This is a genomic window from Variovorax sp. P1_H2 (genome assembly GCF_056405295.1).
This window is the reverse complement of record NZ_JBFUCJ010000166.1, coordinates 1-10,258: the sequence shown is the minus strand read 5'-3', so window position 1 is coordinate 10,258 and position 10,258 is coordinate 1. Positions and strand designations below refer to the sequence as shown.

At 64.2% G+C, this 10,258-nt stretch carries 11 protein-coding genes; 6 read left to right on the top strand and 5 right to left on the bottom strand.

The features are described from left to right. Positions 1–144: 144 nt before the first annotated feature. The 3 genes from AC1D2E_RS32820 to AC1D2E_RS32810 all read left to right on the top strand — a co-directional run bounded on the left by AC1D2E_RS32820 (position 145) and on the right by AC1D2E_RS32810 (position 2,310). Positions 145–927, top strand: coding sequence for an amino acid ABC transporter ATP-binding protein (locus AC1D2E_RS32820; protein WP_478201281.1), 783 nt, complete (start codon positions 145–147; stop codon positions 925–927). 67 nt (positions 928–994) lie between these two features. Further along, the gene (locus AC1D2E_RS32815) at positions 995–1,618 is read left to right on the top strand and encodes a chorismate mutase (protein ID WP_478201280.1); all 624 of its coding nucleotides are present in this window, start codon (positions 995–997) and stop codon (positions 1,616–1,618) included. Positions 1,619–1,773: 155 nt separating this feature from the next. After that, positions 1,774–2,310 (top strand): helix-turn-helix domain-containing protein, encoded by a 537-nt coding sequence (locus AC1D2E_RS32810; protein ID WP_478201282.1) that lies wholly within the window; start codon positions 1,774–1,776, stop codon positions 2,308–2,310. Positions 2,311–2,363: 53 nt separating this feature from the next. Here the strand turns inward: AC1D2E_RS32810 and AC1D2E_RS32805 are convergent, their stop codons facing one another. Further along, complete coding sequence (locus AC1D2E_RS32805; RefSeq protein ID WP_478201279.1) at positions 2,364–2,714, bottom strand: helix-turn-helix domain-containing protein; 351 nt, start codon at positions 2,712–2,714, stop codon at positions 2,364–2,366. A 353-nt stretch (positions 2,715–3,067) separates the two neighbouring features. Between AC1D2E_RS32805 and AC1D2E_RS32800 the strand changes: the two genes are divergently transcribed. The 3 genes from AC1D2E_RS32800 to AC1D2E_RS32790 are packed head-to-tail and all read left to right on the top strand — an operon-like array spanning position 3,068 to position 4,989. Beyond that, the gene (locus AC1D2E_RS32800; RefSeq protein WP_478201278.1) at positions 3,068–4,075 is read left to right on the top strand and encodes a Bug family tripartite tricarboxylate transporter substrate binding protein; all 1,008 of its coding nucleotides are present in this window, start codon (positions 3,068–3,070) and stop codon (positions 4,073–4,075) included. Then, entirely contained in the window at positions 4,072–4,386 is a 315-nt protein-coding gene (locus AC1D2E_RS32795) for a chorismate mutase family protein (RefSeq protein ID WP_478201277.1), read from the top strand. The genes AC1D2E_RS32800 and AC1D2E_RS32795 overlap by 4 nt, the downstream gene beginning before the upstream one ends. 6 nt (positions 4,387–4,392) lie before the next feature. Next, on the top strand, positions 4,393–4,989 hold the full coding sequence (locus tag AC1D2E_RS32790; RefSeq protein WP_478201276.1) for a hypothetical protein: 597 nt from the start codon (positions 4,393–4,395) through the stop codon (positions 4,987–4,989). Here AC1D2E_RS32790 and AC1D2E_RS32785 read toward each other — a convergent pair. From AC1D2E_RS32785 to AC1D2E_RS32770, 4 genes are all read right to left on the bottom strand, one after another. After that, on the bottom strand, positions 4,986–5,855 hold the full coding sequence (locus AC1D2E_RS32785; protein ID WP_478201275.1) for a DMT family transporter: 870 nt from the start codon (positions 5,853–5,855) through the stop codon (positions 4,986–4,988). The two genes, AC1D2E_RS32790 and AC1D2E_RS32785, sit on opposite strands and share 4 nt — an antisense overlap. Beyond that, a complete protein-coding gene (gene pabB / locus AC1D2E_RS32780) occupies positions 5,848–7,914 on the bottom strand; it encodes an aminodeoxychorismate synthase component I (protein WP_478201274.1) in 2,067 nt (688 codons plus the stop codon). Before pabB ends, AC1D2E_RS32785 begins: the two co-directional genes overlap by 8 nt. 19 nt (positions 7,915–7,933) lie before the next feature. After that, positions 7,934–9,364 carry an MFS transporter gene (locus AC1D2E_RS32775; RefSeq protein WP_478201273.1) on the bottom strand — a complete coding sequence of 477 codons (1,431 nt, stop codon included), beginning with the start codon at positions 9,362–9,364 and terminating at the stop codon, positions 7,934–7,936. Next, positions 9,361–10,258: 4-hydroxyphenylacetate 3-hydroxylase C-terminal domain-containing protein (locus tag AC1D2E_RS32770; protein WP_478201272.1), on the bottom strand; the 898-nt coding region annotated here is incomplete at its 5' end. The genes AC1D2E_RS32775 and AC1D2E_RS32770, both read right to left, overlap by 4 nt.

The following is a 10,258-nucleotide window of genomic DNA, read 5'->3' as shown; positions in this document are numbered from 1 at the left end:
TGATCAGCGCCGAGACCTATGCGCCTTACGAGGTGTTCCTCAGTGCCGGCCTCGTCTACCTGGCCATCAACTACGGCCTCATGTTCGTGATGCGCAGGGTCGAATCCAGTTTCAGATACGCGTACTAGTTGCGGAGATTTCAGCATGAGGATCACGGCCGGCCCCTTGGCCTGGAAAGAGAGCACCGCSGCTGCCGCATCCGCGGTCGTCGCCATACGAAGGCTCTCGAAGCATTTYGGCGCCCACCAGGTGCTGAAGGACATCGACCTCGAGGTGCAGGCGTCGCAGCGGATCGTGATCTGCGGRCCMTCGGGTTCGGGCAAGTCGACGCTCGCGCGATGCATCAACGGACTGGAGCCGTATCAGGCCGGYGAGGTGGTCGTCAATGGCATCCGCATCTCSCCCGAGGCCGCGCATGCCGACCTCGTGCGCGCCAATGTCGGCATGGTGTTCCAGCAGTTCAACCTGTTCCCGCATCTGACCGTGCTCGAGAACTGCACGCTCGCGCAGACCTGGGTGCGCCGCCGTTCGAAGGCCGATTCGAAGGCGGTKGCGCTCGGGCACCTGGAGCGCGTGAGATTGGCGGACAAGGCCGATGCCTATCCGGCGCAACTCTCCGGCGGCCAGCAGCAGCGCGTGGCCATCGCGCGGGCTCTTTGCCTGGACCCGTCGGTCATGTTGTTCGACGAGGCAACGTCGGCGCTCGATCCGGAAATGGTCAAGGAAGTGCTGGAAACGATGATCGCGCTCGCACGCGAGGGGATGACCATGGTGTGCATCACGCACGAGATGGGCTTCGCCCGTGCGGTCGCGGACARGGTCGTGTTCATGGAAAACGGCASCATCGCGGAGAACTCGACGCCGGACGAGTTCTTCGGCAAGGGTTCGAGCCCTCGAATCAGGAACTTTCTTCGGCAGATTGTCTAACTGTCGGATTGACGCGTCGATCGGGATCGGGGCACAAGGTTCGACCAGCAACAAACAGGAGGCACAAGTGATTGCATTCGGAACCATGAAATCGAAAGTCGACCTTTCGAAGCCGCGTCGACTCTTCGCGGGCATCTTGATTGGCATCACGGGCGGTCTGGCGCCAATGGCTGTTGCCTGCGCAGCGGCAGTGCAGGCGCAGGACTTTTCGAGGCTGGTCGAGTTGAGCGCGACACGCCTGGAGATCTCTCGCAAGGTCGCGCTGACGAAATGGGATTCGAAGCTGTCGGTGGCCGATCCGCCGAACGATCCGCGCGAGAAGCAGGTCATCGATGCGGCGACGTCGGAAGCGCGCGGCATGGGCATTCCGGACGCGCTGGCATCGGCCTTCTTCGCGGACCAGATCGAAGCGAGCAAGCTGATCCAGTTTGTCCTCATGGCCGACTGGCGGCGCAGCGGCAGCGTGCCGTCGGATCGCCGTGCGGATTTGAAGACCGAGCTGCGCCCCGCGCTGGATCGCCTGCGGACGCAGTTCATCGAAGAGCTGGTGGCGACGCAAACCCTTCGAGCCGATCCCGATTGCAAGTTGCATCTGGCCAGGGCGGCCGGCGAGCATGGCAAGCACCATCGGCTAGAGCCGCTCTACCGCATTGGTCTTGACCGCGGGCTGGCGCGGGTTTGTGGGGACTGATGGACCTGGGCCGAGAGCCAGCCATGAAGACCAGACAAGTCGCATCGCCGTTTCCGAYCGCCAAGCCATTCAAGCTGCCCGCGGGGCTGGCGGTGGTTCGCACGGTGCCGCCGAAGCCCGTCCGAAGCGAATCCGCGTCGCTGCTCGGTGCCCAGGTGCGCGCGCTGCGCATCGCCAGCGGCGCCTCGGGCGGCGAGTTGGCACGGCGAGCGGGCATTTCCCGCTCTCTGCTTTCGCGCATCGAACATGGGGTGGTCGCGCCTTCGATCGAGACGCTCGACCGCATCGCGGGCGGGCTCGACGTGCCGATTTCGCGCCTGTTCTCCGACCAGTCTTCGCGCTCGGACTTCAGCCACGTGAATGCGGGTAAGGGCATCGTGGTGGATCGGGTCGGCGCGGTGGCAGGCTACCGCTACGAGTTGCTTGGGCATCTGCTATCAGGAAACCTGTTCGCCGAGCCCTACCTGGTCACGCTGCTGCCTGGCGCCGAACCCTACGTGACCTTCCAGCATCCAGGGCTGAAGTTCGTGTACCTGCTTTCGGGGAGCGTGGTGTACCGCTACGGGAGCAAGTCGATCCGGATGGGCGTGGGCGACACGCTACTGTTCGACGCGTCGGCGCTGCACGGGATCGAGGACATGGGCGAGGAGGCCGTGTCGTACCTGTCGGTGGTGTTCACGTTTCGCAGGTAGCGGGCCGGCGCCGCGGCCGCGGAGGCGGCCAATCGCTGCGGCGCCGGGCACGTTCAGGGCGTGCGGCCGTGCTGCTTCGCGGCTTCTGCCTGGCCGGGCGATTCGGCGCGCCTGGCCTTCTTGATCTTGCCCTTGGCATTCAGGCGCGGCAGGTCGTCGAGCAGCGTGGACGTCTTCACCTCAAGGCTCAGCGCGATGCGCCAGATGTTGTTCAGCGAGATGTTGCGTTCGCCGCGCTCGACGGAGCCTATGTAATTGGGGTGCAGGCCGCATCGTTTGCCGAGTTCCTGCAGTGATAGCAATTTGTCGGTTCGGTGCCTGCGCATGGTGGCACCAAAGGCCGCCTGGACATGGGCCAGGCGATCGTCGGATTCGGGAACGGGGGCGTGGTTGCGCGCTTTCATGATGCAAGCTCCTCTCCTGGGTTGGTGGGTTCGTTGGCCGAAGGCCGTAACCACTTTAAGTTTGGTTGCGAACAGAGTGTTCGCCGAGACGCGGCCGACCTTTCTGCTTTGAGCGCCTGAGATTTCCCGCCCAGTCTTGGGCCGGGTCCGCTATCGCGCGATCTGCCGCCTGTAGAGACGATCCGATGAATTTCATGCGACGTTCCCTGCGATGACGAAGGCCGTGTTGCATCGAGGGAGCAAGCCAACTGGAACTACCCGAGCTGGCAGGCCCTGCTTTCCGTTGGACGAAAGCGTTGATCGGAAGGCGGCGAGCGGAAACGATCGAGCCCCTTTCCAAACGAAGTTCATCCATGCGCTCCTCGATTCCCCAAGCCCTGATGCGCGGCACGCTCTGCGTGCTCGGCGCGCTTTCGTTCGCGGCCGCCGCTTGCGCGCAGGCCCCTTCCAAGCCCGGCCCCGACGCGTGGCCGAGCAAGCCGCTCAGAATCGTCGTGGGCTTCGGCGGCGGCTCCTCGCCCGACCTCGTGGCGCGGACCATCGCCGAGCCGCTCTCCAAGGCACTCGGCCAGCCGGTGATGGTCGAGAACCACCCCGGTGCCAGCGGCAACATCGCCGCTGGCATCGTCGCCAAGGCCACCGACCAGCACACCATCGGCATGCTGATCAACGGCAACATGACGATCGCCAAGCTGCTCAATCCGGCAACGCCCTACGACCCGCAGAAGGACCTGGCACCGGTCAGCCTGATCTGCACCGCGCCGCTGGTGCTGGCGGCGCCTCTGGATGCGCCCGGGACCGACGGGCGCATGTTCTTCGCGGCGGCGCGCAGTGCGGGAGCGCGCTGGAGCTACGGCACGCCGGGCATCGGCACCATCGGCCATCTCGGCATGGAGATCCTGAAGTCGCGCTCGGGCATGGCCCCGGTGCACGTGCCGTACCAGGGCAACCCGCAAGTGATCAGCGGAATGATCGCCGGCCAGCTCCAGTTGGGGTTGCTGCCGCCCGGGCTTGCCGAGGTGCAGGTGCGTGCGGGGAAGCTGAAGGCCATCGGCGTCACGTCGGCCGCCCGCAGTCCGCTGGTGCCCAGCTATCCGACGCTTTCCGAAAGCGGCGTCGAGGGATTCGCGCTGGAGATCTGGACCGCGGCCGCTGCGCCTGCCAGCCTGCCCAAGCCGATCGTCGACAAGCTGTCGACTTTGATCGCCGAGATCACGCGCTCGCCGGAGGTCAGGCAGAAGCTGTTCCAGCAGGGGTACCAGGCCGTGGGCAGCTCTGCCGACGAGCTGGCGGTTCGGGTCAAGACCGACACGGCGATGCTGAGCAGGATCATCACCGAACAAGGGCTGAAACTCGAATGACCTACGACGACACCACGACCCTCGACGCGTTGCGCGCCGAACTCGACGGCATCGACCGGCAGTTGCTCGAAGCCATACGTGAGCGGCTCGACTGCTGTTGCCGCATCGGCCACTACAAGAAGCTGCACTCGGTGCCGATGCTGCAGCCGCACCGCGTCGGCATCGTGCACCGGCGGGCGGAGGAGTTCGCGGCGACGCATGGCTTGAGCGCGGAGTTCCTGCGCGGGCTCTATGAACGGATCATCGAGGAGACCTGCCGCCTCGAAGACGAGATCATCGCGTCGCCTCCGGCACCGCGCGGCGCGCTATAAATCGCGATGCTCACATTCCTCACGCTCGGGCCCGACGGCAGCAACCATCACTTCGTGCTGCAGCGCTACCTGGCTGCGCACGGCATCGTCGACAAGGTGCGTATCGAATTGATCGATGATTTCCACCACGGTGCCCGGGAGCTGAAGGCGGGCAGGGCGGATTTCATGCTGCAGTGCGCGGTGCATCCGCAAGCGGCGGCCGTCACGGGTGGCTACCGCAAGGATGTCTTCGTGGTGGATGCGTTCATCTCCCCGAGCCGGCCGATGGCGCTTCTGCGCGCGCGCTCGGCAGCCGGGCATCCTCGCAGCGTCGGGGTGCAACCTGCCACCGAGTCCTATGCGGACTTGTCGCCTTGGCCTTCGGTCGTGCATGAGCCCACCGTGGCGGAGGTGGGCCTTGGGTTGCTCGAAGGCCGGTACGCGGCAGGCATTGCGTTCTCGTCGCTGGCCGACGAGCATCCGAATGCGTTCGAGGTGGTGGAGGACATCGGCTCGGTGTGCGACGCTTGGATCGTGTTTGGGACCAAGCCGGTCGACGAGGGCCGGGCGATCGTGTGGACGGAGAGCCCCGCGGCGGGCTTGTTCGTTGGGGCAGGGGGCTAGCGGCGTCGGCTGGTGTACGCCGAGTACAGCCCCGTCGCGCTGATCAGCGCGATGCCGAGCATCGACGGAACGTCGGGTGATTCGCCCCAGCCGAGATAGCCGAGAAGGATGGCCCACAGGATGATGGTGTAGCGGCAGGGTGTGACCACCGACAGGTCGACGTCTCTGCAGGCAGCGATCAGTGCGTAGTTGCCCAATGCTGCGCAGAACGCCGCGCAGGCTAGGACGGCGGTCTCGGACCGGATGAGCGTCTGCCAGGTCTCGCGGGAGCCGAGCGTCACGCCTGCGACGCAGACGGCCATCGTGGTGACCAGGGCGACCAGTACGGAAGGCACCGCGGGCGGGATCGAACGAGTCACCAAATCCCTGGCCGCCAGCGAGGCTGCGCAGACCAGTGCAAAGGCGATACCCCAGTCGAAGCCATCGAGGCGAGCGGAGGGCTTGACGATCAGCACCACGCCCATGAAGCCGAGCAGCACCGCTGCGATCCGCTGACCGCGCGGAGGCTCCCATCCCAATGCGACGGTTGCCACCACGATGATCAACGGCGCAACCATCATGATCGCCGTGACGGTGGCGAGTGGTGCGAGTGCCAGCGCGGCAACCGAACTGGCGGCGGTTACGATCTCCAGCGCCGATCTGACGCCGACGATGGGCCGGCACAACGACCGCCAGTTGCGCAACTGTCCCGCACGCTGCGCAAGGGCGGCGACCAAGGCGGTGGCGAAGAGCCCACGCACAGCCAGGATCTGGCCCGGGCCGAAATAGGGTGACGTGAGCTTGACGAGGGCGTCGTTCAGGACGTAGAGCGCCGTCGCGCAGACCATCAAGGCGATGCCCCGCTGGTTCGCGGAGAGGCTAAGCATCGTCTGCGTCCGCGCGCAGAGCGGCAAGTTGCGCTCGTGCCTTGAGCACGATTTCGTTCACCTCTTCGTCTGGATCGGACATCGCCAAGATCGCGCCCCCGGAGCCTATCGATACCTGCCCACCGGCATGCACGATGGTGCGGATCACGATGTTGAGCGCGGCGGCGCCGTTCAACGACAAATAGCCGATGCTTCCCGAGTAGATGCCCCGCGCCGAGGGCTCGAGTCTGTCCAGGATCTTCATCGTCCTGACCTTCGGAGCCCCCGTCATCGAGCCACCAGGAAACGCCATGCGAACGCAGTCGATCGCGGACAGGCCGCCGCGCAGGTTTCCTCGGATGGTGCTGACCAGTTGATGCACGGTGGCGTAGGTCTCGACCTCGAACAAGGTCGGGACATAGACGCTGCCTACCTCGCAGACCCGGTTGAGGTCGTTGCGCAGCAGGTCCACGATCATCAGGTTCTCTGATCGCGATTTCTCGTCGTTCTTGAGATAGTTGGCAATCCCGGTGTCTTCGGCCACAGTCGCGCCCCTGGGAGCGGTGCCCTTGATCGGCTTCGAGTCGACCAGACCCTCGGGGGTGATCTTCAGGAACAGCTCGGGAGACGCGCAGAGCACGGCCAACTCGGGTGTCTTGAAATAGGCCGCGTAGGGGGCAGGGTTCCGGGCACGGAGCGCGAGATATACGCCGAGGCTGTCGATGTGGCCCGCCCCGACGAGTTGGTTGGTGAGGCAGACCTCGTAGGTCTCGCCCTGCACGATCTCGCGCTGGCACTCGACGATCCGTTCGCGGTAGTCGGCAAGCGGGATCTGCCATTGCATGGCCTCCCGCGATGGTCCGTCGGCGCTGGCGGATTGCTGCGCCTCGGGCATCGGGGAGTCAAGCTGGCGGGCGATGTGTTCCATCCAGGCGCGGTTCTCTTCTGACAGCGCGTTCTGGTCGATGCAGACGATCCAGGTTTGCTGCTCCGCGTGGTCGAAGGCGATGAAGCGGTCGGCCTTGAACCACATGGCGTCCGGCGTGATCGCTTCGTTCGCGTGGTCGCCTTCGAGCTCGCCTTTCAGTTCGTAGCCGAAGTAACCCACATAGCCACCGGTGAAGTCGAACGGCAACGGCGGCCCTGTTTGAGGTTTCTGCCGTAGCTGCTCGGCGAGAAAGTCGAAAATGCTCTGGGTACGGGTCTGGATGTTGGGGCCTTGGCGGATCTCGATGCGTCTTGACCGCGACCGGTAAGTCACGAGCTGTCCGAGTGGGCCCGACGAATCCCCCATGTACGAGAAGCGCGCGCGCTGCCCGTCGGCCAAACTGCTGTCAAGCCAGAAGGCAGCCTCGCTACCGGCGAACAACTGGGTGAAGGTAGCGCTGGGCGAAGGGAAATGGTCCAGGCATTGCGCGTGAACAAGCAGTCGGGAGCTTGCCTGCGGGGTCGATGGCCAGCCGAGCGGGCCCTTGATTGCATCGCGATGGCGGCGGCCATCCTGCCATTCTTCGGTGAGCTCGCGGAAGTTCCGCAAGAGTCTTGCGCCATATTCCGTGCTGATCGATTCCGGGTGAAACTGCACGCCCCACCATGGCTTGGCGATGTGCCGCAGGCCCATCAAGGTGCCGTCGGCGGTCCATGCGAGCGCCTGGAGTTCGGTCGGGAGTTCCGTCACTGCCAGCGAGTGGTATCGAACCGCCTCGAAGGGATTCGGAATGCCCCTGAACAGGTCCAGCTCGGTGTGGGACACACTGTCGAGCCGGCCATGCATCGGACGAACCGCCAGGTCGACCTTGGCTCCGCAGAAATGAGYGATGGCCTGATGGCCCAGGCAGACGCCCAGAACCGGCACCCTGGCGCGGAGCAGCACGTCGCCGACCACGCCCAGATCGGCCGGGCGCTGCGGTCGGCCGGGTCCAGGTGAGATGACGATGTTGTCGAACTCCAGGGCTTCGATTTCTGGCCAAGTGAGCTCGTCGTTACGAACGACCTGGGGAGGTCGGCCGTTGGCCGCGGCCAGGTATTGGTAAAGGTTGTAGGTGAACGAGTCGTAGTTGTCGATCAAGAGGCTGCGCATGGCGATCTCCGAGGGTGAATCAACCTTTGGTCATCGGCTCGCGGCCCGCCCCGCCGCGTCGCAGGATCATGCTGATCAGCAGGCACGCCGTCGCAAGGGCTGCGACGACCCCTCCCAGCAGGAACGACATCTTGTAGCCCTGCATCAGTTCGGTGGCGGCCAGCGTCCGCCCGGTGCCGGCCAGATGGGCGGCGTAGAAGTTCGCGGTGGAGATCATGACGGCCAAGCCGATCACTGCGCCGAATTGCTGGAAGGTATTGAGCAGCCCCGAGGTCAGTCCCTCTTCGCCGATCTTTGCGCTTTGCGCGCCCAGTATGTTCGTCGTGATGGCGATGACCGGAAGGCCGGCGCCGACCAGCAATGTGGGTCCGAGGATGTCGAGCCAGTACACGCTGTTCATGCCCGCGAGGGATAGCCACGTCATGCCGACGGTCACGAGCGCAAAGCCCGCCATCAGGGATTCACGAGCTCCGTAGCGCAGCCATCGCCCGGCGTTCGTTGCCGTCAAGATCACGATGCCGCAAAGCGGAAGGAAGGCGGAGCCCGATGCGAGCGGACTGAAGTTCAGGATGGACTGCAGATAGAGATTGCCGATGAAGAACATGGGGAAGATCACCAACTGCCCGATGCCGGCGTACAGCAGCGCCTCCATCAAGCCGCCATTCCTCCAGGTCGCCGGCGGAATCAAGCCGTGGGAAATAGTCTTTTGCCGGAACAGGAATCCACCAAGCAAGGCCAGCCCGGCGATCACCGCGAGCCAGAGCGCGCGGGTATCGCTGGAGGTTTCGCCGAACTGCACGATGCCCCACGCGAGCAGCGTCTGGCCTCCGATCAGAAGCAGTCCGCCAACTCCGTCGGCCCGCCCCTGACGCACGCTCTTGTCGAACTTCGCGAACACCAAGAACGAATAGAGCAAGAGCAGCGCTGGAATCAGCACGCTGATCCAGAAGGTCGACCGCCAGCCGAACCACGCGGTCAGCGCGCCTCCCAGGAAAGTGCCCAACGCGCCCCCGAGGCCTCCCATCGCTGCCATCAACCCAAGGGCCTTGTAGCGCTGCTCGCCCTCGAAAGTGGCGAGGATCACGGCCAGGCTGGCAGCGGCAGAGAACGCGGATCCAAGTCCCTGGATCGCGCGTCCCGCAATCAGGAGTTCGGGTGTCGATGCCATCGCGGACACGGCGGAGCCGATGGCGAGCACCAGCAGGCCGGCCTGGAAGATCCGCGTCCGGCCAAGAATGTCCGCCATCCGTCCGGACACCAGCAGGGCGCCGCCGAAGACCGTCAGGTAGGCGTTGGCAATCCAGGATTGGCCGGTTTCAGAAAAGCGAAGCTCTCCGGCGATGGTCGGAACGATGACGTTGATGATCGAGGCGTCCACGATCAACAGAAGTTGCGTGGTTGCCAGGAGAAGCATCAAGCCCTTGAAGTTTTGTGTGGTTTCCGTTGTCATTTCTGGTTTTTGCTCAAAGCGTTGGTTGCGATTCGTCCAAGTTCATCGAGTCGGCTCTGTTCCGCCAGCTGCGATAGATAGACGTGTGGTGCCCCTTGGTAGAACTGTTCGTAGTGCGCATGTCGGGAACCGAACTCCGTGGAGGTGACGTCCCAAACGAGCTTCAGCAGGCGCGCCCGATCGACTGGCTCGAGCTCGGGCGTTCCGAAGTAGGATTTCAGAACTTCCCCGATCTCGGGCGCGTTGAAGTCCGATAGATGGACCGGGAGGTAGATCAGGCTGCCGCCGCAGAACATGCGGATTTCGTGGATGAACTTTGGGTAGACCTCGGAGGCGAACAATCTCTGCGCATAGGTTGCGCGTCGGTTCGGAGCGATGTGACCCTTTCCTTCTGGATCGCTTTCATACTCCAGCTCGGCCCCCATGGCGATCGATCTGGCGAGCTGTGCGTATCCGACCAATCGGCCCAAGCTTCCGCGCACTTCAGGAATGGCCAACGAGCCGCTGGATCGAAGGACGAGATACGCCAGACCGGCCAGGAACTCAAGCTTCTTGTAGAAGCGAATCGACGCCTGATGGCCCATGCACGCGTACGCCGGGGTGTTCCACCAGATACCGAACGTGCTTCGCGTATCGCGGTAGGTGAGGACCCGCTCCCAAGGAACGAAGGCGTCCTTCATGACGAGGATGGCGTCGTTCTCGTCTAGCGCCGAGGACAGCGGCGCATCTTCGGCATCGGCCGACGATGAATACGACGCTCGTGATATGAGGCTGACCCCTGGAGTCGAGGTTGGGATGCAGAAGGTGAGTGCGTATGCGGCGTCGCTCGGATGCAGTGGCTCGATGCTGCCGACGATGATCTCGTCCGAATAAATCGCCGCTGTGCCAATCGCC